The following is a 24,131-nucleotide window of genomic DNA, read 5'->3' as shown; positions in this document are numbered from 1 at the left end:
GAATGCTCCTGTATAAGCCTGGGGGAGATCAGGCGGTTGTGTCAGGCAGTGGTGTATTGCAATGACGGCTCACGGGACGCTTTTCCCGTCTGCGGGGAGGTGTCCTGCAATTCGTCAAGGTCGGTGTTCTGGTAGAGATCCTGCAGGCGCTCGTCAGTGAGCTCAGCGATGGCTCCATCGAAGTACATGCGCCCATCCTTGAGCGCGATGGCACGCTGACAATAGCGACGTGCCACATCGACTTGATGCAGAGTGACAACCACGGTGCGGCCATCTTCGGCATGAATGCGCTGGAGAATCTCCATGACTTCCCGGGCACTGCGTGGATCAAGGGAAGCGATGGGTTCATCGGCAAGAATCACATCGGCGTCCTGCATCAGAACCCGGGCGATGGCAACACGCTGCTGCTGGCCACCGGACAAGGTGTTGGCCCGCTGGCCCGCCAACTCTTCCAGGCCGACACGCGCCAGACAACGTAATGCCCGAGCTTTCTCTTCCTGGTTGAAGCGTCCCAGCAAGGCCCGGCCACGGGGCATACGCCCCAGGTTTCCAGCCAGGACATTGGTCAACACACTCAGGCGCCCGACCAGATTGAATTGCTGGAAGATATATCCTGTGCGGCAACGCTCCTGACGCCTTGCACGCCGCATGCGGCCTGCTTTTTGTATTTCCCGCCCCAGCAGTGCAACAAGGCTGCCGCCGCGACTGGCACAGGTCAGGCCGACCAAGTGACGCAGCAGAGTGGACTTGCCAGAACCGGATGGCCCGATCAGGGCCACCATCTGTCCCGGGTAAACCAGGAAGCTGATGTCATCGAGTACCCGACGCTGTCCGAACGATTTCTGCAGCTTCTCTACCCGAATCGCCGGCGTCACAGGTGCAACGATGGACTCCATTGCAGGAATGGACATGACGTCTCTCCTCTTTGATTGACGCCAGTGTCAGTGATGAATGTGAAGCCCAGTTGTCTAGACAATGTCAGATAGATGACATTTTCAGGCCTGAATCCTCCAACCAGCTCCCATAGCCCAATGTGAGTGAAAGAAATCAATAGGATAGAAGGCTAGCGTCATCTAATTGACTTCCATCTGACAACAACCAGAGCAGCAAAAACGCTGAACAGCAGACAAAAAAGGGGACCCGAAGGTCCCCTTGAAACTACTGACAAACTCGTCAATGGCTAAATTAGCTGACAACCAGCTGATGATTCGCCAGCAAGGTTGCCAGGTCGGTCTGAACGCCAGAGAGCGTCACGACAGTCGTCATCTCGTGAGTGGAGCCGGCACCATCACGGTCAATGGCAATCTCGGTATCGCTGCCCTTCACGGTAACGCTCAGGTAGTCACTGAGATCTCCCGCCTCTGTCGTCTCGGCACCATCGCTGCCTTCCGTCGAACGACGCTCAGCGAGCAACTCACTCAGATCGATACGATCAGCATCTGCGGTATTGTTGCCATCACCTACCGTGAAGCCGCTGATACGATCTGCACCATTGCCACCGGTGGCATCGGCTGCATCCAGCAGGTGATATACCACGGAGTCATGGCCGCCATTGCCGATAGTGAAGTGTTCATCAGCCTGAGTGCTTTCCAGGGTGTCATCCTCCACCGAGCCAGCAACAGCCTGGTCGTCGACCACCGCACTATCCTGAGCTTCAGTCGACAACAACTGAAGCGACGGCACACCCGCATCAACCACCAGCTCGACCGAGGTCTCGGCTACGTTGCCCACGTCGTTGGTGGCGTGGAGCTTGATCTCGTACGTGCCATCCGTCAGCGTGGCCATGTCGGCCCTACGAGTCACGATGCCCCAGGTGCCATCATCGAATGTCTGGATGTTGTAGGTGAAGCCAGCAATCTCCAGATAGACGAAGTCGTGATCCAGCCCTGTGGAAGTACCGAAGACTTCCAGGTTCGTGCCGTGCTCGTCAGGCGTGACAATGTTGTCACCACTGCGTGTTACACCTTCCGTGACCGTCAGTGTCGGCAGAACGGTATCGACACTGAAGTCGTGCGAGGCAGTTCCGGTATTACCGGCCTCTTCGGTCACGCTGGCAGAGATCGTGTGGTTACCATCCGCCAGGGCGGACACATCTGCCGCCGGCACATTCAACGTCCAGCGCCCATCTGCTGTTGCCGTGGTGGTGTAGGTCTTGCCGTTGAGCTCGACATACATCGTCTCACCACCATCAAGTCCAAGGACCGAACCACCAATTGCCAGGTCCTTAGCATGTTCAGAAGCATTGACGATGTCATCTTCCGCGATCGTATCGAAATAGATGACCGGGGTAGAGATATCGAGGCCCACCGTACGAACAGCAGAACCGCTGTTGCCCTGGGCGTTGGTCACCGTGACATTGACATCGATGTCGGTGTCCTTGAAGTGGCTCCAGGTGACGGGATCAATATCCACGCTCCAGGTTGTGCCATCTTCATTCACGACACCGGTGTAGGTGTCACCACCCACCTTCATGACAACCTCGTCGCCGGCGGCAGCGTTGATGACAGAACCTGTCACCGTCACTGCTGAAGCCGCTTCAGTGGAGTCGACAACGTCATCCCCAGTAACCATATCGATGGTGACAGGTAGTGAACCGGTAACGACGTCAAACTCATAGAAGCCTTCCCCGGTATTGCCCAGGTCATTGGTGGCCCAGGCACGGACTTGCGCCTTACCATCCTGCAGCATGGAGACGTATTCGCCTGCAATACCGATGCGGAAGCTGCCATCCTCTTTTACGAGGCCAAGATAGGTGGAGTTGGGAACACCAACAATCTCTACGCGAACGATGGTACCCGGTGCAACTCCTGTCGCCGTTCCATCGACCGCCAGTGCCTGATCATGCTCTACGGTACTGATGATGTCATCGCCGGCGATCGGCCCAACAATCGTCACCGTCGGGACACTGGCCGCAACACTGAAGTCATGCTGTGCCGTCGCCTCGTTGCCCGCAGCATCCGTCGCCGTGGCCTTCACGGTGTAGTCGCCATCAGCCAGGGCGGCAACGTCTGCACTGGCAACATCCACTGACCAGCTACCATCGGCAGCCACTGTTGCGGTGTAGGCCTTGCCATTGAGCTCGACGTTAACCCTGTCGCCTTGCGGCAGGTTGGTGCTCGTACCAGAGACCGTCAGCGCCTGACCATGCTCAGCAGCATCAACGATGTCATCACCAGCAATGGTATCGATGGCCAATGTCGGCAGGCTGTCTGCACTGGCCGTGACGCTAAAGTCACGCTCATCGCGGCCTTCGTTGCCTGCAGCGTCGGTCACCGTAGCGACCACGGTATAGCTGCCATCCTCTAGCGCAGCAACATCCGCAGCCGCTACATCCACTGACCAACTGCCATCAGCGGCAACGGTTGCCTCGTAGGCCTTGCCATTGAAGTCGATATCGACCTTGCCACCTTCAGGGAAATTGGTGGTCATACCGGAGACGGTCAGTGCCTGGTCATGCTCGGAAGCATTGACGATGTCATCACCAGCGATGGTACCGATAGATACCCCTGGCAGGCTGTCAGTGCTGGCGACCACGCTGAAGTCACGCTGTGCACTGCTGTCGTTGCCGGCAACATCGCTCACTGAAGCAGTCACGGTGTAATCACCATCTGCCAGTGCGGCAACATCCTCGGCCGGTACATCCAGTGACCAGCTACCATCGCCGGCAACGTCTGCCTCGTAGGACTTGCCATTGAGCTCAATGCTGACTTTATCGCCTTCTGCCAGATCGGTGGTCGTACCGGTGACCTCCAGACCTTGGCCATGCTCGGTAGCATTGATCACATCATCGCCAGCCAGGGCGTCGATGGTCACGGTGGGGGTCACCGTATCTACTGTCATGGTCACCGTGTCTGGCGCGCTCGAGTTACCCGCCGCATCGGTCAGACGTGCCATGACCTCATACTGACCATCCGCCAGGTCCTGCTCGACCGCAAACTCCCAGTAGCCATCCGGCTCAGGTGTGGAAGCCGTCTGCCAGGTCTTACCACCATCGAGACTGACCTCGACTCGGATATCAGGATACGGAGCTGCGCCTCCGGTACCACCCGAAATCACCGGACGAGAGTCGCTGGTGATATAGTCGCCTGCGATACCGGTATCTTCAGTGATACCAGTGATAGTAGCGACGCGTACTGGTGCAGTGACATCAACCGTGACCTGATGGTCCGCTTCCGCCATATTGCCTGCCGCATCCGTCGCCTTGGCGGTCACGGTGTAGTCGCCATCTGCCAGTGCAGCAACGTCCACAGCCGCTACATCCACTGACCAGGTGCCATCAGCGGCAACGGTGGCCTCGTAGGCGTTGCCATTCAGCTCGACGTTGACCCTGTCACCTGCCTCCAGCTTGGTAGAAGTACCAGAGACGGTCAGCGCCTGCTCCTGCTCGGTGGCATTGATGATGTCGTCACCAGCCAGCGGCCCGGTAATTTCCAGCGTCGGCAGGTTGTCAGCACTGGCAACAACACTGAAGTCACGCTGATCGGTACCTTCGTTACCCGCAGCATCGGTCACCGTAGCCATCACGGTGTAGTCGCCATCTGCCAGTGCAGCAACGTCCGCAGCCGCTACATCCACTGACCAGGTGCCGTCAGCGGCAACGGTGGCCTCGTAGGCGTTGCCATTCAGCTCGACGTTGACCTTGTCACCTGCCACCTGATTGGTGGTGGTACCGGAGATGGTCAGTGCCTGATCATGCTCGGTAGCATTGACGATGTCATCGCCAGCGATGGTAGCGATGGAGACACCCGGCAGGCTGTCAGTACTGGCTGCGACACTGAAGTCACGCTGATCGGTACCTGTGTTGCCTGCAGCGTCGGTCGCCGTGGCGATCACGATGTAGTCGCCATCTGCCAGCGCGGCAACGTCCGCAGCCGCTACGTCCACTGACCAAGTGCCGTCATCGGCAACGGTGGCCTCGTAAGCGTTGCCATTGAGCTCGACGTTGACCTTGCCACCAGCAGGAACCCCTTCAGCACTACCGCTGACGGTGAACGTCCGCAGCCGCCACATCCACTGACCAGCTGCCATCAGTGGCAACGGTGGCTTCGTAGGCGTTGCCATTCAGCTCGACGTTGACCTTGTCACCTGCCACCAGGTTGGTGGTTGTACCGGAGATGGTAAGAGCCTGCTCATGTTCAGCAGCATTGATGATGTCGTCACCAGCAATGGTGTCGATGGCCACCGTCGGCAGGCTGTTTGCGCTGGCTGCTACGCTAAAGTCACGCTGTGCGCTACCTTCGTTGCCCGCGGCATCGGTCACCGTGGCAGTCACGGTGTAATCGCCATCCGCCAGTGCAGCAACATCCGCAGCCGCCACATCCACTGACCAGCTGCCATCAGCGGCCACCGTTGCGGAATAGGTCTGGCCGTTGAGTTCAACGCGAACTTCATCACCTTCCGCCAGGTTGGTGGTCGCACCAGAAACCGACAACGCCTGCTCATGCTCGGCAGCATTGACGATGTCATCACCGGCAATGCTATCGATGGCCACCGTCGGCAGACTGTCAGCGCTGGCCGCAACGTTGAAGTCACGCTGTGCGCTACCTTCGTTGCCCGCGGCATCGGTCACCGTGGCAATCACGGTGTAATCGCCATCCGCCAGTGCGGCAACGTCCGCAGACGCCACATCCACTGACCAGCTGCAGTACCCTGGCGTTGCTAAAGTCACGTGTGGCATCGGTCACCGTGGCGATCACGGTGTAATCGCCATCCGCCAGAGCAGCAACATTCTCGACCGGAACGTCCAGTGACCAGCTGCCATCGGTGGCCACCGTTGCGGAATAGGTCTGGCCGTTGAGTTCAACGCGAACTTCATCGCCTTCCGCCAGGTTGGTGGTGGTACCGGTGACTGTCAGCGCCTGTGCATGCTCAGCAGCATTGACGATGTCATCACCGGCAATGGTGTCGATGGACACCGTCGGCAGGCTGTCAGCGCTAGCCACTACGCTGAAGTCACGCTGTGCACTGCCTTCGTTGCCTGCAGTATCCACGACCGTGGCAGTCACGGTGTAGTCGCCATCTGCCAGCGCTGCTACATCCTCGACCGGGACATCCAGCTTCCAGCTGCCATCAGCGGCGGCTGTTGCGGTGTAGTCCTTGCCATTGATGTTGACGTTGACCTGTTCACCGCCCGCCAGGCCTGTGGCCGAGCCTGTTACGGTCAAGCCATCGCCATGCTCAGCAGCATTGATAATGTCATCGGCGGCGATAGCATCAATCGTCACCTCAGGTGCAACGGTATCCAGCAACACGTCCTGGTTGAGTTCTGTACCATCGTCCAGGCTGACGACCACAGGAACTGTGCCTTCTGCAATGCCTGCCCAGGCATCGGCGGGAACATCGACAGACCAGCTGCCATCAGCCGCGATGACACCAGCATATTCAGTGTCGCCGATAGAGACAGTGACAGCATCGCCTTCAGTAGCGTGGGTCACTGTACCGGTAATGGTCGTATCTTGAGTGGCTTCATCGGCATTGACGATATTGTCTTCTGCGATCGGATCAATGCTGATGATCTTGACGATAGGCTGGACCACAACGTAGTGGATATCTTCAGCACGATTGCCAATAGAGTCTTCGGCACTGGCTTCGATCACCGCGACGCCATTTGCCATTGCCAGCACTACGTCTGCCGGAACCACAAGGCTCCAGCTGCCATCTGCTGCCACGGCCGTGGTATAGGCTTCACCATCCAGGTTGACGACGACTTCACTGCCTTCAGTCAGACCGGTGCTGACACCAGAGATCGACAGGTCTTCGCCACGCTCATCAGAGCTGATGACATCATCGCCCGCCACAGGGGTAGTAATAGTCAGAGTCAGCAGGTTGTCGCCACCAGCCACTACAGTGAAGTCGTGCTCGGCATTGGCCTCGTTACCTGCGGCATCGCTCACTGAGGCTGTAACGGTATAATCACCGTCGCTCAGGGCCATGACATCCTTGGCGCCGACATTCAGTTCCCAGGTGCCCTCTTCGGTCACCGCCGTGGTATAGACCTTGCCATTCAGGACAACACTGACAACTTCACCACCGACCAGCCCGCCGGCGGTCCCTCCAATCTCCAGCGCCAGCTCATGCTCGATGGCATTGACAATGTCATCCTCGGCGATGGCGTTGATCGTCAGGGTCGGCGCGACCGTATCCAGAATCACTTCGCGAGTTTCGCTACCTGCGCTGTTGTCGGTGGTGATGGATGCCGTCACTTCAACAGAGCCATCTGCGATGCTGTCCCAGGTACTGGCTGGCACATTCGTAGACCAGCGGCCATCCTCGGCTACCGTGGCGTAGTACTTGTTGCCGCCGATATCCACTATGACAAAATCGCCCGCATCTGCGCCCTTGGCCATGCCCGTGATGGTCATGTCTGCGGCAGCCTCGGTAGCATTGATGCTGTCATCACCCGCAATCGTATCGATATCGACATCAATCACTTTCACGGTAGAGTCGACGATCACGGCGTGACTTTCTTCGGCACGGTTCCCGACAGCGTTCTCGACACTCGCCGAGATGACATGCAAGCCATCTGATAGATCACCAATGTCCGAGCTATAGATGCCGGTGTACCAGCTTCCGTCTGCCTCAACGTTGGTAGTGAAGATCCGGCCATTGAACTCGATGGTAACCACATCACCTTCATTCTGGCCGGTCGTGGTACCACTAATCTCCAGGGGATATCCCAGCTCAAGCCTATTGATGATGTCATCACCCGCCACCGGTGTATCGATGGTCAGAGTCGGCGTGAAGGTATTCACATTGAAGGTATGGCTGCCCGATCCTGTATTGCCTGCAGCCGTCGTCACCGACGCATTCAGCGTGTTATCGCCATCCGCCAAGGCTTCTACGTCACTGGCACGTACCACCACAGACCAGTTGCCTGCTGAATTCACTACAGTGGTATAGCTCTCGCCATTGAGTTCGACAGTGATGACTTCACCGCCTTCAAGACCCGTGGTCGAACCAGTGACTTCGAGCGCCAGTCCATGCTCGACAGCATTGACCACATTATCTTCAGCAACCTCATTGATCGTCACCGTGGGTATCACAGTATCCAGTTCGATGTCGGTCTCGGCCTGCCCGGTGTTACCTTCGACATTGGTCACTGTTGCCGTAACATGGATCTCGCCATCTGCCAGACGGTCCCAAAGGGACGTTGGCAATTCCACGCTCCAGTTGCCGTTTTCATCGATCTGACCGATGTACTCACGGTCCAACAACTCCAGGACGACCGTTCCACCATTCGGAGCATTGGTGGCAGAACCGGTTACCATCAGCGGTGACGTGATTTCTGTAGTATTGAGCTGGCCATCACTACCAATCGGGTCAATGGTGACCTGCACACTACCAATGATGACAAAGATGCTGTGACTGTCTTCAACGATATCACCGGATGCTGTCTCGGCAGTGGCCGTGATATCCACGATTCCCGCTGACAACTGTTGCGTGACTTCGGGCAGCAATACCACGCTCCAACTACCGTCAGCCTGCACACCCGCCAGATACTCGTTACCGTCGATAACGACGGTGACGATATCTCCCTTTGCCAATCCAGTGGAAGTACCGGTGATTGATAGCGACTGGCCATATTCAGCCGCACTGATGACGTCATCATCAGACACGGGAGTCATAATCGTGACTGTCGGTTCGTTGGCAGTATCATCACCGCTATCAGAAGGAACTGGCGGTTCGGAGGTTTCCAGGTCCACTGTAGTATCACGGACGATAACGGTGCCATCTAGCGAGATTGGTGCAACTTGCGCCACCAGCTCGACTGCTTCTCCGGGAGCAGGAGCTTCTGACAGGTTGTTGAAGGTTACACGAGAGGCTCCCTGACCTGCTTCCCCCGCGACAAGCTCACCAAGATTGCCTACGGAGTCCTGTGCAAAGAACTGGGACAGTTGAATGGTACGGCTGTCGTTATAGACAAGCAGGTCATTGTCCATGCGTTCAAAACGCATTGCATCGCTGATTGGTTCTTGAAGAAGCACCACGCTGGGTTCAGCAAGCTGTACAACTACAGTGTCACTTGTCGAGAAAACCTGCTGGCGGTCCTGATTAGCGATGGTGATAAGCTTAATCAATGTTTCCATGAAAAACCTCTTGGTATAGGTTTTAATACTTTCAGCGACTCAATGCCCTAGCCGAAAAATATTGATATCAAAAGCCTTTCAGCATAATTACCGAAAGACTTGGCTCACCTGAATCGAGCAATTTTTCGTAACAGGACAACGCTCCCTGCTCTCAGTGAAGAGTCTGTCCTTTAATACAAGATCAACGAGGTCCACCCTTCATTAGCCAGCCTGAAGCAGGTCATTATCCAGCTTTGAGCAGATACTCCGGCGCGGACTTCGATAAAAGTCTCCCAGTAAGCTTCAACCGGAATAAGCCGGAAATTTCCCACATCAAAAGTATGATTTCCCAATACATCTTTAAAAATAATCCATTCCAGAAATCACACTGCCATCACGCCAGTGAGATCAACACAAAACAGCGAGACACAACGAAACCATCTATAGAAATAAATGGCTTATAGGAAGATATGAAATGCTACATTTAGGAGGTGAAGCGCACATTACGGGCAATAGCCATGGCTATCGAAATGCTTTACCGATCTTGGGATAGGCACCAAGAGGGAAAGAGTCACATGAAGACACCTGGAAGCAGGAAAGAAGCAGACATTGAGACTGCTGAAAAGGAACGCTAGAAATGACCTGGCAAGGTGAAGTTCACTGACAAGCCATCATGATCGAGGAATCGGTCAAGCACGAAGTGTCAGTGCCTCATTGAAATACTGTTGTGGGTTGTCCTACATGCCGCAACACGGCATAGCATGAAACAGCCATGCTGACGGGTGCGGGCATGGAGAGGACAACCAGCAGAGGCAAAGCCGTACTCTCTTCACCGGTACATCACGTGTGTGCTGGCTCCGATAGCACCGACCCACTACTCATTGTCATCGAGCAACCTGGCACGGCGCTCGTCGCGCTCTTTCTGCAAGCGCTTGCTACGATAGCGGCGAACTATGGCGACTCCGAGAGCCACACTGATCATGATAGCTAGGATCACACCTTGCCATGGGCGAGGAGATTCCAGAGTCGAGCCCAATACAAAAATCAGAATGAAACCGATAGCCTGGCTGGCGATGGCCAAGATACGCAGGGAGTCAAAAGCAGGTTGATGCGCCATGCTGTTTCCACGTCGGATCGGGGTTGGACGGCGCCCGAGACATCGAGCGACAGGATGGGCTAGTGTACCCGCAAGCGTTTCTCTTTACCTGTGCGGCTGTCTGGCTAGTATCACTGGTTTCAACCAGCCCTTTCATGCTTCTCTTTGAAAAAACGCACCGTCAAGGATCGCGCTTTCAAGGACTTCCCTTTTAGAACGACTTTCGATATCCGCCTTCAGGAGTCAGATTTTCATGGATGCAATCGCCATCGGCCCCTTGTTGATCAGTGTTCCACGCCTCTATGCCATTGTGGTCACCCTGATGTTGCTGGGCGCCAGCGCCTTTCTTCTTGGGTTACCGCGCAAGCGGCATGGACGTTGGTTCAATGGCCTGTTGCTCTGTTGGCTCGTTGGCGCTCGCCTGGGGTACGTGCTGACACATTGGAGTGCCTATCAGGATACCCCTCTGGCTATCGTCAAGCTATGGCTGCCAGGCTACAGCACTGTCTGGGGGCTGGTAGCGGCGCTGCTGTGGAGCCTATGGTATCTACGTGACCGCATCGCTTCTCTGCTCGGCGCATTGGGTCTGACCGTAGTGGCATCACTGGCATGGTTGGCTCTCGTCACCTGGGGGCCTCTGGGGTCGGCCCCCATGCCTCGGGAAGTGCCGGCACTTACGCTGGAGGATATCGATGGTAATCCAGTGGAGCTGAATTCGCTTACCGGAAAACCCTTGATCATCAACCTTTGGGCAACCTGGTGCCCTCCCTGTCGTCGGGAAATGCCGCTACTGGAGAACACGGCCAAGCGTGATGACGTTACCGTAGTCGTTGCCAACCAGGGAGAAGACCTGCTCAGTGTGACGCGGTACCTGGATGCAGCTGAACTGGATTTTCGCTACGCCCTGCTCGACCCTAGCCAGCACCTGCTCACCGCTTCCGAATCTCCCGGGTTGCCGACAACGCTATTGTTCGATGTCGATGGCAAGCTGGTCGAGCGCCATATCGGCGAGCTGACGCAGCCACTGCTGGATGGCTGGCTACACCGCTGAAGTCCTGCTAATGGTGTGTAAAACAATAAATAAAACAATAAGGGCGTCGAGGTACCTGCCAGGTATCTCGACGAGACACTGCCGAAAGACACATCAGACATACTTAAGCCGTAGAGAACTTTGCTGTAAGATACCGCGCCCTGTTGCCAGCGGGCCTCCTCCCCGCCATCACGAACCTAATCGAGGCATCATGAGCGAATTCTCTCCCGGCCAGCGCTGGATCAGCGACGGCGAGGCCGAACTCGGCCTGGGCACCATTCTCAGCTGCGATGCTCGCAGCGTGACCGTGCTCTTTGGCGCCAGCCAGGAAACCCGTACCTATAGCACCCGCCAAGCCCCTCTTACGCGAGTGGCCTTCGGCAGCGGTGACCGTATCCAGTCTGCCGAAGGCTGGCAGATGATTGTCGATGACACCAAGGAAATCGGCGGCCTGGTGGTCTATATCGGCGAGAAGGACAATGGCGAACTATGCGAGCTGAGTGAAGCGCAACTCTCCGACAGCATGCAGTTTGACCAGGCCCGGGACCGACTGCTCACCGGTCAGGTGGATCGCAACGACTGGTTCGACCTGCGTTTCCGCACACTGCACCACTATCACAGAGTGGAACAGAACCCAGCACTGGGCCTGGCAGGCGCTCGTATCGACCTGATTCCGCACCAGCTTTTCATTGCCGATGAGATCACTCGGCGTCAGGCCCCCCGGGTATTGCTGGCGGATGAAGTCGGTCTGGGCAAGACCATAGAAGCAGGGCTGATTCTCCACCGCCTGCTGCTGACCGGTCGCGTGGAACGAGCACTGATCCTGGTTCCTGCCAGCTTGACCCATCAGTGGCTGGTAGAGTTACTGAGGCGCTTTTCCCTGTCGGTTACCCTGCTCGATGAGCAGCAGAGCCTGGCTCATGGCGATACCAACCCTTTCGAGACAGGCCAGTTGATTCTGGCCAGCCAGGACTGGCTATTCGCCAACCCCCGTCGCCAACACCAGGCCGAGGCATGCCAGTGGGATCTGTTGATTGTCGACGAAGCACACCACCTGGAATGGAGCGAGGAGCAGACCGGCCCAGGATACGCCTGTGTCGAAACGCTGGCAGCAGCAACTGATGGCCTGCTCTTGCTGACCGCGACGCCGGAGCAGATGGGCTTGGCCAGTCACTTTGCACGCCTGCGCCTGCTTGATCCAGAGCGTTATTCCAGCCTGGAAGAATTCCGTACAGAAGAGCAGGGCTATGTCGCCGTGGCTGAGGCCATCGATGCCCTGCTGGATGCCAGTGACTCAGCGCCCCTGAACGCTGCAGCCCGGGACACCATTGGCACTGTCGCCGATGACACTGATAGCCAGGCCCTGCTTCAGGCGTTGTCGGCGCCAGAATACAGTGAGGCCCAACGAGCCAGTGCACGTTCACAGTTGCGCGACCAGTTGCTCGATCGCCATGGCACAGGCCGAGTCATGTTCCGCAACAGCCGGCGGCATGTTGGAGGATTCCCCGAACGACGCCTGCATGTCGAACACCTGGAGCTGCCATCTTCCTACCGCCGCGTGCTGCGTCGTTTGGCTCGGGACGAGGACTATCTGGACGAGCTACTGATCGAGACAGGCCTCGACCACCCGGAAGTCATGATCTATCTCGATGGCATGTACCGGGCCCTGCCTGACGATCCACTCAATACTGAACCCTGGTGGCAATTCGACCCACGCGTCACCTGGCTGCTCGAACGCCTCACGAATCTCGCCGATGAGAAGGTCCTTGTGATTGCCCATGAGCGAGAAACGGCGCTAGGTCTGGCCGAAGGTTTACGCGTCCTTGGTGGTATCCAGGCTCCGGTATTCCATGAGGAAATGTCCCTCGTCGAGCGTGACCGTGCTGCGGCCGCCTTTGCCGATGAGGAAGACGGTTGTCAGGTGCTGGTATGTTCGGAAATCGGCTCCGAGGGCCGCAACTTCCAGTTCTGCCATCACCTGGTGATGTTCGACCTACCATTGCATCCGGATCAGCTCGAGCAACGCATCGGTCGCCTCGACCGGATTGGCCAGCAACATCCTATTGAAATCAGTGTGCCGGTATTTTCCGACAGCCCTGGGGAAAAGCTGTTGCGTTGGTACCAGCAAGGTATGGATGCCTTTGCAGCACCTCATGGCCTGGGTAACGACATGTACGATGCCTTTGCCGATGACCTGGCCGAAAGCCTGCTCGACGACGAGTCGCTGGATGAGGTGGTCCAGGAGACTCGAGCATTGTTCGAGACCAAGCTGGCCGAGCGCGATGCCGGCCGGAACCGGCTGCTCGAGCTCAATGCCTGTCATCCAGATCGCGCAGAAGCGGTAGCAACAGCGATTCGTGAGCTGGATGAGGACCGTGCACTGCCACGCTATCTGGAGCAGGCGCTGGATATCTTCGGAGTGGATAGCCGCGACCTGGGTGGTGATATGGTCCACCTGATCCCCGGCCCCCATATGCTCGACGGTCTCCCTGGTCTGGTGAAAGGGGAAGACGGTTTTACTGCTACCACGTCGCGCGCCCGGGCCCTGGCACGCGACGACGTTCAGCGCCTGTCCTGGGAGCACCCCCTGCTGCGTGAAATGATGGCACGCATTCTGGATGGCAGCATGGGCAATACCGCCCTGGCCCTGCTCAAGCACCCGGCGATTCCCGCTGGAAGGCTGATGGCCGAACTGGTCTTCCGCACCCACTGCCCTGCACCGAAGCGCCTGCACCTCAACCGCTTTCTGCCGCCCACTGCGGTACGCGTGCTGCTTGATGAGTCCGGTGCCAACCTGACTGACAAGGTGTCCTTCACTGGTCTGTCAAAAAACCTGCGCAAGGTAAAGAAAGCGGTTGCCAGGGACCTGATCAAGAGTCGCCACGATCAGTTGCGAGACCTGCTCGACAAGGCCGAAACTGAAGCACAGTGTGAGCTGCCGAGCATCATCGAGGCAGCCCAGAGCCGCATGCGTTCCGCCCTGGATGCAGAGCTGACCCGGCTCGAAGCACTTGCACAGCGCAATCCCTCTGTGCGTGCTGACGAAATCGAGGCGCTACGTCATGAACGTCACGCGTTGGACGCTGCCATCGAAGGCACCCGGCTGCGTCTGGACTCAATACGGGTGATCGTCACCATCGGCGACGACAAGTAATCTCACCTCCATCGCCTCCGTGCTTTCCATGGCGGAGGTGATGGCGGGTCAGGTCCAAAGACTCTCTCCATACTCCACTACGTTCATCTACACGCTCGCACGTTGTATGATGGCCCTCGCTACTTTCTTTTCCACTTTTCCTCTACTTCATTTCGATCTTCCTGGAACCCTATGTCACTTACACTGATGTGGTTTCGTAGCGACTTGCGAGTTCATGACAACACCGCCCTGCATATGGCAGCACGCCGTGGCCCCGTCGTTGCCGTGTTTCTTCGTAGTATGGAACAGTGGCAACAGCACGGTCATGGCGCCAACAAGATCACCTTCTGGCTGCAAGGCGCCAATGCTCTGGGAAAGGCCTTGGCCCAGTACAACATTCCGCTTCTTAACCGCCATGTGCCCACTTTCGAAGCCGCACCTGGCGCCTTGTTGGCACTGGCTGAAACGCTTGGCGCCACATCGCTCTATTTCAACCGCGAATATCCATGGAATGAGTGGCAACGCGATCAGGCTGTCATCAACACCTTCCGTCACGCAGGCCTTGATGTGCAGTCCTTTAGAGACGCCATTGCCTTCGAGCCAGGCGAGCTGGTTACAGGAAAGGGAGACTTTTATTCTGTCTTTACACCGTTCTCCCGAGCCTGGCATCGTAGTATTGAAGCATCGCGCCTCAACATGTTCGATGCGCCAGCATGCCAGTCCCTTGCCAGCATATCGGCCGACCCTGAACCTGAATTACCGACCCTGAGCGCTCACTCCGTTGCAACACAGCAGTGGGTCTCAGGTGAGCAGGAAGCCTCTAACCATCTTCACCACTTCCTGAGCCAGCAAGTACATCTCTATGCCAGAGATAGAGATTTTCCCGCTATTTCTGGCACCAGTCTTCTCTCTCCCTATCTCAGCCTTGGCATGATTTCGTACCGCCAGTGCATGCAGGCAGCAATGGCGATGAATGAAGGCCTGCTTGCGGAAGGAAACCCTGGACTTGCCACCTGGGTCAAAGAGCTTATATGGCGCGAGTTCTACCAACATGTCGCCTTTGGATTCCCGCGCGTCTGCAAAGGCCGTGCCTTCCAGCAACATACCGAGATGCTGGCCTGGCGCAATGATCCAAAAGACTTTGCTGCATGGTGTGAAGGGCACACGGGGTACCCCATCATCGACGCCGCCATGCGCCAACTGCGAGAGACGGGATGGATGCATAACCGCTTGCGCATGATCACTGCCATGTTCTTGACCAAGCACCTGCTGACAGACTGGCGCAAGGGCGAGGCCTTTTTCCTGCGCCATCTCGTCGATGGCGACTTCGCTGCCAATAATGGCGGCTGGCAATGGGCAGCATCCACGGGCACAGATGCCGCTCCTTATTTCCGCATTTTCAACCCAACGACCCAATCCAAGCGCTTCGATCCTGATGGCCAGTTCATTGGCCGTTGGCTTCCTCTGCTCGATGCTCTGCCGGGAAAACAGCGCCATGCTCCTGACCCGGTACTTCGATCGGAGGTCGGTTATCCGGCACCACTTGTCGACCATCAGGTCGCGAGGCTGCGAGCACTCGACACATTCAAGGCACTTTCCTAGCACGACTGAACTACCAAGCTCTGAAATATCCCCAGTCAGGAATATCCAGAGCCAGGCACGGCGACCTGCTTGACGCTTTCATTGGCGGTCAACACAACATCACTGGCCCAATATTTCCCCAAGTGCACTATCCAGGGTTGGATAACGAAATTCGAATCCTGCCTCCAGAAAACGCTTGGGCACCATGCGGGCTCCACTCAACAGCAGACACGACATTTCACCAAGGACCATCTGCAGCACGACTTCAGGCACCGTCAACAAGGTTGGGCGGTGCAGGTGACTGCCCAATGCACGGGTAAATTGAGCATTGGTGACAGGATTCGGTGCACTGGCGTTGAATGCTCCTGATAGATCCTCCCGATTCAGCAACGTGACAATCATTTCGACCAGATCCTGCCGATGGACCCATGGCATGTAATGCTCCCCTTTGCCCATGCGTCCTCCCAGCCCCAGACGAAAGGCAGGTAACATGCGTTTCAGCATGCCTCCATCCTTGTCCAACACCAATCCTGTACGCAGAATGGCCAGACGCACACCATAGGCAGTGACTCCCTGGGCAGCTTCCTCCCAGTGCCGGCACAGGCGATGAGCGAATTCATCATGAGGAGGGGTTGCTTCATCGACCTCCGGTGCTTCGCTGCCTTCTGCCTGCGCTCCATAAAATCCCATGGCTGACCCTGATACCAGCACCGCCGGTGCCTGGGCAGTATGTTCAAGCTGCTCGCATAGCATCACCAGCTCACGGGTTGCATTGAGGCGGGAATCACACAGCACTTCCTTGTGCTCGACACTCCAGCGTTTAGCGGCTATCGGCTCTCCTGCAAGATTGACCAGAGCGTCAGGAGGACGAGTGACAAAATCCAGCGCACTGGTGCGTATATCCACTCCCTTGGGCAGACGTTTCCGAGCGGCTTCGGGGTTTCTGGATACCACCTGTATGCTATGGCCACTGGCCTTCAAGTGGTGGCAAAGACTCTGGCCAACAAAGCCACTGCCCCCGGTTATCAGAACCCTCATGGAAATCTCCTTGTCCACTATCTCGGCTACCGGCCCACCTGCACTGCGTGGGTTTTGGAAATCCTCTTCCCATTAGCCTAGTCCTGGTTGTCTGTCGTTGAAGCGAATGACTGCATTCCTTTGTTACCATGAACAGAACGGCCTGTCCGATCCAGACAGACTGACATCTCAGGAATGCCGCCATGTCTTACGCCCTGATTCTGCTCGCCCATGGTTCCAGCGACCCTCATTGGCGCGCTCCCTTCGAACGCTTCCGCGAAGCACTGGCTCCTCGGTTGAACACCTCGATCCGATTGGCCTATATGGAAATCAGCGAGCCCTCCCTGGAGAGCACGGTTGCCGAACTGGTTGAGGCACAAGTCTCGCGCATCGAAGTACTGCCGCTATTCTTCGCCGCAGGCCGCCACCTGCGTCATGATGTCCCTGCCCAGATTGCAGCCCTGCACACGGCTCACCCAGGGGTAGAAGTCACTCTGCTGGCTCCAGTCGGAGAGCATCCAGCCTTCATTGAGGCTCTCTCCTGTGCAGTAGCGGACCAGGTGGGAGAAAACCTGGCATGAGCGCCCCAGCATTATCCGCCGAGCTACCGCTCTATCCCATTCGCGAAGTATCACGCCTCACAGGCGTCAATGCGGTCACCCTGCGGGCCTGGGAACGACGATATGGCCTGATTGAGCCTCGTCGCACTCCCAAGGGACATCGTCTTTACGCACGCGAGGATATCGTGCGTATCGAGCGTATTCTGAAATGGCTCAACCGTGGCGTTCCTGTCAGTCAGGTCAGAGCGCTACTGGAACAACCAGAGCCTGCCGATTCCTCCAGCTCTTCCTTGGGCAACTGGGCCAGCCAGCGCAAACAGCTGCTGGCTGCGGTGGAAGCCCTTGATATGAATCAACTGGAACGCCTTTACCAGCAAGGGTTGGCGCTCTATCCGGTAACTACGGGTATCAGCGAACTATGGCAGCCAGTGGTCCAGGACCTTGAAGAGTCCTGGGACCACCAACCGGGAGCAGCATTGCAACGCCGCTGTCTGGAATCCTTCCTGCGCACTCGTATTGGTATCCGCCTGTTCCATGCCAACCAAGATACTTCAGGCCCTGCACTGCTGATCGATACGCTGCCCGGCGATGATGGTCCGCTCTGGTCCCTGATCATTGCCCTTGCAGCGAGTGATCGCGGGTATCGCATACAACTCATGGATGCACCGCTGTCCCTCAGCGAGCTTCCTCTGGCAGTGGAACGGTTGGATAGTGACGCAGTCTTACTGTGTAGCGGCAAGGCAGAACGTCCTGATATGATTCGTCGCCAGTTGCCACGTCTGGCCGATCAATTACCTATTCCGCTGGCCTTGTGCGGCCCTGTTGCACGTATTCGCAGCGGTGATTTGTCCGATAGCACAGTGACTGTGCTGGGCGACGATATTCCCCTTGCACTGGATCGCTTGCGTCCTCTGGTCAAGGTATCTTGAATGCCAGTACAGATCTCTTGAGCGCCCGTGACGTGCATTCATCCTGTGTGGACAGTAGACTAGACAGGCCGCGCTGCGGCAGGTTGCCGTGCGCGGCGTACATCACTTCGACTTTCGGAACGACCCTGTGACCAAGCAACACTCCTTTGATCGCGATGAACTGCTGGCTTGCAGCCGCGGTGAGCTGTTCGGCCCGGGCAATGCCCAGCTGCCGGCCCCCAACATGCTGATGCTCGACCGCATCACGCGTATCCACGAAGAAGGTGGAGAGTACGGCAAGGGTGAGCTGATCGCCGAACTCGACATCAGCCCTGACCTCTGGTTCTTCGATTGCCATTTCCCGGGCGATCCTGTCATGCCTGGCTGCCTGGGCCTCGATGCCATGTGGCAACTGGTAGGGTTCTATCTGGGCTGGCTCGGCCACCCCGGCAGGGGTCGAGCCCTCGGCTGTGGCGAGGTCAAGTTCAGCGGCCAGATTCTGCCGCAAGCCAAGAAAGTTACCTATCGTATCAATATCAAGCGCGTCATCAGCCGCCGCCTGATTCTGGGCATCGCGGACGGGACTCTCTCCGTTGATGGCCGCGACATTTATCAGGCCAACGATTTACGCGTCGGCCTGTTCACCTCCACCGCGAATTTCTGATCAGGAGGCTTCCATGCGACGAGTGGTAGTCACCGGCCTGGGCATTGTGTCCTGCCTGGGCAACGACCAGCAGCAAGTCCTCGAGGCTCTCAAGAACGGCCGTTCCGGCATTCGTTTCAAGGAAGAGTATGCTGAACGAGGATTCCGCAGTCATGTGGCGGGATCCGTGGATATCGATCTGGATGCCTTGGTCGACCGCAAGTTGCGTCGCTTCATGGGTGATGCAGCGGCTTACGCCTACGTTGCCATGGCTCAGGCCATTGAAGACTCCGGCCTGTCGCCGGAACAGGTATCCAACGAGCGTACTGGATTGATTGCCGGCTCCGGCGGTGCATCCAGTGCCAACCAGGTCGAAGCCGCCGATGTGATGCGTGAAAAAGGCCTGCGCCGCGTAGGCCCTTACCGTGTCACAAGAACCATGGGCAGCACGGTTTCCGCCTGTCTGGCCACCCCGTTCCAGATCAAGGGCGTCAACTACTCCATCTCTTCTGCGTGCGCGACTTCAGCCCACTGTATCGGCAACGCCATGGAGCAGATCCAGTTGGGCAAGCAGGACATTGTGTTCGCCGGTGGTGGTGAGGAAGAGCACTGGACACTGTCCTGCCTGTTCGATGCCATGGGTGCGTTGTCGACCAGCTACAACGATGCCCCAGCAACCGCATCCCGCCCCTATGACACCAGCCGCGACGGCTTTGTCATCGCCGGCGGTGGCGGCATGCTGGTGCTTGAGGAGCTGGAACATGCCCGGGCCCGTGGTGCGAAGATCTATGCTGAGGTCGTGGGCTATGGTGCAACATCCGATGGCAAGGACATGGTAGCCCCGTCCGGCGAAGGTGCCGTGCGCTGCATGCGTCAGGCACTGTCGACCGTCGATGGCGACATCGACTACGTCAACACCCATGGCACTTCCACTCCTGTCGGTGATGTGGCCGAGCTCAAGGCCATTCGTGAAGTGTTCGGCGATACCACCCCTGCAATGAGCTCCACCAAGTCCTTGACCGGACACTCCCTGGGAGCCACTGGTGTGCAGGAAGCGATCTACTCCTTGCTGATGATGAAGAACGACTTCATCGCGGCATCTGCCAATATCAAGGAGCTTGACGAGCAGGCTGCTGGTTTCGATATCGTCACCGAGACCCGCGAAGGTGTGAAGCTGGACCGAGTGCTGTCCAACAGCTTCGGTTTCGGTGGTACCAACGCCTGCCTGGTGATGCAACGTTACAAGGACTGATAACCTTCAGACGTTGCTCCATCGCAATGAAAACGGCGCCCCGCTCTTTTGCAGGGGCGCCGTTTTCATTCTCCCGCCCGTGGGATTGACCTCCATGTCACGGATTCGGGGTCAGGACACCACTCTTGTCCCGGAATGAGGCTCCATGGGTGGACGCGGCACACGCGAGACCTCGCTCAAGCGCGCTTCTATCCAAGCTTCGGTCTCGACCAGGACGTCCTCGGGGCTGCGCCCTTCCGTCACAATAGGCTCGCCCACTATCAGGCTGATGGTGCCGGGCTTCTTGATCCAGTGGCGTCCTGGCCAGCATTCCCCAGCATTATGGGCAACGGGCACTACCGGTAAGCCTGCACGACAGGCAATCACCGTCCCACTCTTGTTGTAACGCCGCCGCTGGCCGGGATCGACACGAGTCCCCTCAGGAAAGATCAATACCGATAACCCTTCCTGGAGCCGCTGCCCTCCTTGGACCAACACCTGCTTCATCGCCCGAGCCGGTTTGGAACGATCAAGCGCAATAGGGTGAAGCAGACGCAGCCCCCAGCCAAACAGGGGGATATTCAGCAGTTCCTTTTTCAGCACCGTGCAGACCGGAGGCTTGATCAGCTGCAGATAGACGGTCTCCCATTCGCATTGGTGATTGGACAGAATGACCACTGGCCCGGCAGGCAGATTCTCACGCCCGCTAATCTCGTAACGCACCCCGCAGGCGATGCGGAACCAGGCGATGATGAAATGGTTGTAGAGATTGAGCAGGCGATAGCGCGAACGCAAGGGCAAGAAAGGAGCTGGCGGCAGGAACAATACGCCACAGACCAGCATCGCGAGAAAATAACCGATATAAAAAATGATGCTGCGTATCAGATTCATGCTGGGCTTTTTCCTTCGTCCGTAGGCTCATCCGTTGTGCTGTCGTCTTCCTGGGCACGGCACCACAGGTCCAGCATTCGCCCAACCTCCAGACGCCAGGGCTTCTGGTGCACACCAAACACGTCCAGCACCCGACGGCAGTTCAACACCCGACGCAGCGGCTGATCGTGATGATGGCTGAGAGCCTTGACCTCCCCCAGCGCAATGTCCTGTCCTCTACCTTCCAGACAGGTGCTCAGTTGGGTTCGCACATTGGAAACGAAGGTATAAGCACTGACTGGCTCCACTCCAGCCAGATGATAACTTCCCCAGGCATCAGCACCACTGGCCTGCTGATGCAACATGCCAATCAGTGCCATCGCCACGGAATCTGCTGACGTCGGGCACAGAATCACATCGGCTTCAGCACGCACCATGCCACCCGCTACCAGGGTATCTACCAGCTCGCTCAGCCAGGCATGACTGCCTTCCAGTGCAAACAACGGTCCAAGACGGACAATCAGATGATGTGGCAACTCTGCCCGAATTCGGTCCCCTACCTCGACCAGCCGACGCAACCCCTCATCGCGGGGCGCAGGCACGACATGCTCATCAATGGGCGATACATGACCATCCTCATAAAGTTGGTCTGACACGCACCACACCAAAGGCACTCCAGCTTCTCCACAGGCTTCCATGCAAGCGGTAACGGCATCGGCATGTTCCCCTACGGCGGCGGGCGGCACACTGAAGGGGCGCGACAACGGTGGAATGATCAGCGCATCAGGCTCCAGCTCTTCCAGCGTCTCACGGGTCACTCTATTGGAAGGCTGAATGACCAACTGTGTATCACTACGCCGGCTGCTGGCACGCACCAGCGCCAGTGACAAGCAATGACCGGCATCTAGAATCAGCAGCTTCACGACGACTCCTCGTCTTGAGGGGGAGAGACCCGGAATTCCATCATCCCTGTCAATCCTCTACCCCTGGCGTTATGACCGACGCTCTGCTCATTTCATCCCCGCCAAGGAGAGAGAAGCAGAACAGAGCGTCAAAGGGCCATATTCTACACCAAGACGTCGCCATGCAGAGTACGAGCCGTATCACCTGCATCAGCCTCGAAGCAGGCATCCAGCACTTGCTGCAATTCTGCGCCACGAGCAAAGTCCGGCGCATCATTGACACCATGCATGATACTGGCAACGAAGCGCTGATAAATCGACGGCGTGGCAGGCGCTGCCACCTCGGTCCAGCGCGATGTGTGTACATCCTCACCCAGGCACACCTCAAGGTGATCCCAGGCTTTATCCAGATCCAGGCGCAGCGCGCCACGGTCGCCATGAATGCTTAGTGCTACCGTGTTCTGGTATCCGGTCGCCCAGCGCGTAGCCTGAATGCAGCCCAATGCGCCACCATCAAACTCTACCGTCATTACCGCACTGTCATTGGCGTCCAGTACATAGTCACCGATCTGGTTGCCAGGCGCTTTATCGAAGCATTTCAGGCGACAGTTCACTGTGGAGATATTGCCAACCGGAAAGCTGGCAAAGTCGAGGATATGGACCCCCACGTCTCCCAGCACCCCTTTGCTGCCATGGGCCTGGGACAGGCGCCACAACCACTGAGGATCCTTGTCCCAGCGCCCCCAGGCGTGGCTGACCAGCCAGCTCTGGGAGTAACGGGCATCGACGTGCATGATCCTGCCTAGCGCTCCCGAGTTCACCAGCTCCCGTGCTTTATGCAAGGCCGGTGCATCCCGATAACTCAGATTGATCATGTTGATCACGCCAGCCTGACGAGCGGCATCTGCCATCTCTCGAGCGTCCGCGGCATTGGTCGCCAGTGGTTTCTCGCACAGTACGTGCTTGCCAGCGGCGATGGCGGCCAGGGATGTGGCTTTATGGACCCCATCGGGTGTGACGTTACTGATCGCCTGGATATCTTCGCGTGCCAACATCTCGATGAGATCATCATGGACATCAGCGATACCATGCTGATGCGCGAAATCACGCGCCTTGGCTATATCCAGGTCGCACACCGCCACCACTTCCACGTTATCCATGGCATTGAACTGGCGTGCATGTTCCGCCGCCATGCCACCGGCCCCAAGAATCGCCAGACGTATCATCGGAAGCCCTCCTCACCCGGCTTGTGCAGGCTTTCGCCTTTGATCTCCACTGGATTGGGAGCCTGATCTGGCGGTACATTGGGGCAACTATCCACCCAGCGCGATCCCTCGGGGCGCAGCCAGTGAACCGCATTACGCAATACCTGCCGCACTTTTGCATCGTAATAAATGGGGTAGGTCTCGTGGCCTGGTCGGAAATAGAAGACCTTACCGTTGCCACGCTTGTAGGTCAGTCCTGAGCGGAACACTTCTCCGCCCTCAAAGGCACTGATGAAGACAACTTCATCCGGGTTGGGTACTGCAAAGGGCTCACCGTACATTTCGGCATGAGGCAGCTCGATATAGTCACCCACTCCCTGGACGATGGGGTGTCCTGGATTGACCACCCACAGTCTTTCTCGCTCACCGGCCTCACGCCATTTCAGCGAGCATGTGGTGCCCATCAGACGCTTGAAGATCTTCGAATAGTGGCCGGAATGCAGCACCATCAGGCCCATGCCTTCCAGCACTCTCTTCTGCACCCGGTCGACGATTTCATCACTGACCTGGCCATGTGCGGCATGTCCCCACCAGGTCAGCACGTCCGTGCTTTCCAGCACGTCTTCGCTCAATCCATGTTCTGGATCCTGAAGGATCGCGGTACGCGCCTCGATGGCATCATCCTCGTTGAGCGCTTCGGCTATACATGCATGCATCCCCTCAGGATACAGGCGGGCCACGATATCATTCGTCTGTTCGTGGACATTCTCACCCCATACTGTCACTCGTAACGTCATCGACTTGGCTCCTTGATGGCATGATGTTGGGCATATCAATGGGGCAAAACGTAAACGTTTACTCTCTTGTAGTAAACGTTTACTTTCGTCGTA

Annotated in this window: 17 protein-coding genes; 7 read left to right on the top strand and 10 right to left on the bottom strand. The window is 57.3% G+C overall.

The features are described 5' to 3' along the window. Nucleotides 1-41 precede the first annotated feature (41 nt). The 5 genes from phnC to E4T21_RS02135 form a co-directional block, all read right to left on the bottom strand. On the bottom strand, nucleotides 42-911 hold the full coding sequence (gene phnC, locus E4T21_RS02155; protein ID WP_240349261.1) for a phosphonate ABC transporter ATP-binding protein: 870 nt from the start codon (nucleotides 909-911) through the stop codon (nucleotides 42-44). Between the two features lie 274 nt (nucleotides 912-1,185). Next, complete coding sequence (locus E4T21_RS02150) at nucleotides 1,186-5,061, bottom strand: Ig-like domain-containing protein (protein WP_205423444.1); 3,876 nt, start codon at nucleotides 5,059-5,061, stop codon at nucleotides 1,186-1,188. Then, nucleotides 4,976-5,626, bottom strand: a complete 651-nt coding sequence (locus E4T21_RS02145; protein ID WP_205423443.1) for an Ig-like domain-containing protein — start codon at nucleotides 5,624-5,626, stop codon at nucleotides 4,976-4,978. Before E4T21_RS02145 ends, E4T21_RS02150 begins: the two co-directional genes overlap by 86 nt. After that, the gene (locus E4T21_RS02140) at nucleotides 5,541-9,086 is read right to left on the bottom strand and encodes an Ig-like domain-containing protein (protein ID WP_205423442.1); all 3,546 of its coding nucleotides are present in this window, start codon (nucleotides 9,084-9,086) and stop codon (nucleotides 5,541-5,543) included. Before E4T21_RS02140 ends, E4T21_RS02145 begins: the two co-directional genes overlap by 86 nt. Before the next feature lie 853 nt (nucleotides 9,087-9,939). Further along, a complete protein-coding gene (locus E4T21_RS02135; RefSeq protein ID WP_149283093.1) occupies nucleotides 9,940-10,182 on the bottom strand; it encodes a hypothetical protein in 243 nt (80 codons plus the stop codon). Between the two features lie 232 nt (nucleotides 10,183-10,414). Between E4T21_RS02135 and E4T21_RS02130 the strand changes: the two genes are divergently transcribed. The 3 genes from E4T21_RS02130 (at nucleotide 10,415) to phrB (ending at nucleotide 15,926) form a co-directional block, all read left to right on the top strand. Next, nucleotides 10,415-11,212, top strand: a complete 798-nt coding sequence (locus tag E4T21_RS02130) for a TlpA disulfide reductase family protein (protein ID WP_149283091.1) — start codon at nucleotides 10,415-10,417, stop codon at nucleotides 11,210-11,212. 190 nt (nucleotides 11,213-11,402) lie between these two features. Continuing rightward, nucleotides 11,403-14,345, top strand: a complete 2,943-nt coding sequence (gene rapA / locus E4T21_RS02125) for an RNA polymerase-associated protein RapA (protein ID WP_149283089.1) — start codon at nucleotides 11,403-11,405, stop codon at nucleotides 14,343-14,345. Between the two features lie 171 nt (nucleotides 14,346-14,516). Beyond that, nucleotides 14,517-15,926, top strand: a complete 1,410-nt coding sequence (gene phrB / locus E4T21_RS02120; protein ID WP_149283087.1) for a deoxyribodipyrimidine photo-lyase — start codon at nucleotides 14,517-14,519, stop codon at nucleotides 15,924-15,926. Between the two features lie 99 nt (nucleotides 15,927-16,025). On the opposite strand, the gene E4T21_RS02115 is transcribed toward phrB, so the two are convergent. Further along, the gene (locus E4T21_RS02115) at nucleotides 16,026-16,943 is read right to left on the bottom strand and encodes a TIGR01777 family oxidoreductase (RefSeq protein WP_149283085.1); all 918 of its coding nucleotides are present in this window, start codon (nucleotides 16,941-16,943) and stop codon (nucleotides 16,026-16,028) included. A 182-nt stretch (nucleotides 16,944-17,125) separates the two neighbouring features. Here E4T21_RS02115 and E4T21_RS02110 point away from each other — a divergent pair, with 182 nt between their 5' ends. From E4T21_RS02110 to fabB, 4 genes are all read left to right on the top strand, one after another. Continuing rightward, complete coding sequence (locus tag E4T21_RS02110; protein ID WP_149283083.1) at nucleotides 17,126-17,503, top strand: sirohydrochlorin chelatase; 378 nt, start codon at nucleotides 17,126-17,128, stop codon at nucleotides 17,501-17,503. Further along, complete coding sequence (locus E4T21_RS02105; protein WP_149283081.1) at nucleotides 17,500-18,411, top strand: MerR family transcriptional regulator; 912 nt, start codon at nucleotides 17,500-17,502, stop codon at nucleotides 18,409-18,411. Before E4T21_RS02110 ends, E4T21_RS02105 begins: the two co-directional genes overlap by 4 nt. Nucleotides 18,412-18,538: 127 nt before the next feature. Next, nucleotides 18,539-19,054, top strand: a complete 516-nt coding sequence (gene fabA / locus E4T21_RS02100) for a 3-hydroxyacyl-[acyl-carrier-protein] dehydratase FabA (protein WP_149283079.1) — start codon at nucleotides 18,539-18,541, stop codon at nucleotides 19,052-19,054. A gap of 13 nt (nucleotides 19,055-19,067) precedes the next feature. Further along, nucleotides 19,068-20,285, top strand: a complete 1,218-nt coding sequence (fabB, locus tag E4T21_RS02095) for a beta-ketoacyl-ACP synthase I (RefSeq protein ID WP_149283078.1) — start codon at nucleotides 19,068-19,070, stop codon at nucleotides 20,283-20,285. 111 nt (nucleotides 20,286-20,396) lie between these two features. Here the strand turns inward: fabB and E4T21_RS02090 are convergent, their stop codons facing one another. The 4 genes from E4T21_RS02090 to E4T21_RS02075 form a co-directional block, all read right to left on the bottom strand. Beyond that, nucleotides 20,397-21,155 (bottom strand): lysophospholipid acyltransferase family protein, encoded by a 759-nt coding sequence (locus E4T21_RS02090; RefSeq protein ID WP_149283077.1) that lies wholly within the window; start codon nucleotides 21,153-21,155, stop codon nucleotides 20,397-20,399. Further along, on the bottom strand, nucleotides 21,152-22,057 hold the full coding sequence (locus E4T21_RS02085) for a sugar nucleotide-binding protein (RefSeq protein WP_149283075.1): 906 nt from the start codon (nucleotides 22,055-22,057) through the stop codon (nucleotides 21,152-21,154). Before E4T21_RS02085 ends, E4T21_RS02090 begins: the two co-directional genes overlap by 4 nt. A gap of 143 nt (nucleotides 22,058-22,200) precedes the next feature. After that, nucleotides 22,201-23,262 (bottom strand): Gfo/Idh/MocA family protein, encoded by a 1,062-nt coding sequence (locus E4T21_RS02080; protein ID WP_149283073.1) that lies wholly within the window; start codon nucleotides 23,260-23,262, stop codon nucleotides 22,201-22,203. Next, nucleotides 23,259-24,038, bottom strand: coding sequence for a ThuA domain-containing protein (locus E4T21_RS02075; RefSeq protein WP_149283071.1), 780 nt, complete (start codon nucleotides 24,036-24,038; stop codon nucleotides 23,259-23,261). The genes E4T21_RS02080 and E4T21_RS02075 overlap by 4 nt, the downstream gene beginning before the upstream one ends. Nucleotides 24,039-24,131: the final 93 nt, after the last annotated feature.

The organism is Halomonas binhaiensis (genome assembly GCF_008329985.2).
Taxonomy (GTDB): Bacteria; Pseudomonadota; Gammaproteobacteria; order Pseudomonadales; family Halomonadaceae; genus Halomonas; species Halomonas binhaiensis.
This window is presented reverse-complemented; position numbering and strand designations above follow the sequence as displayed.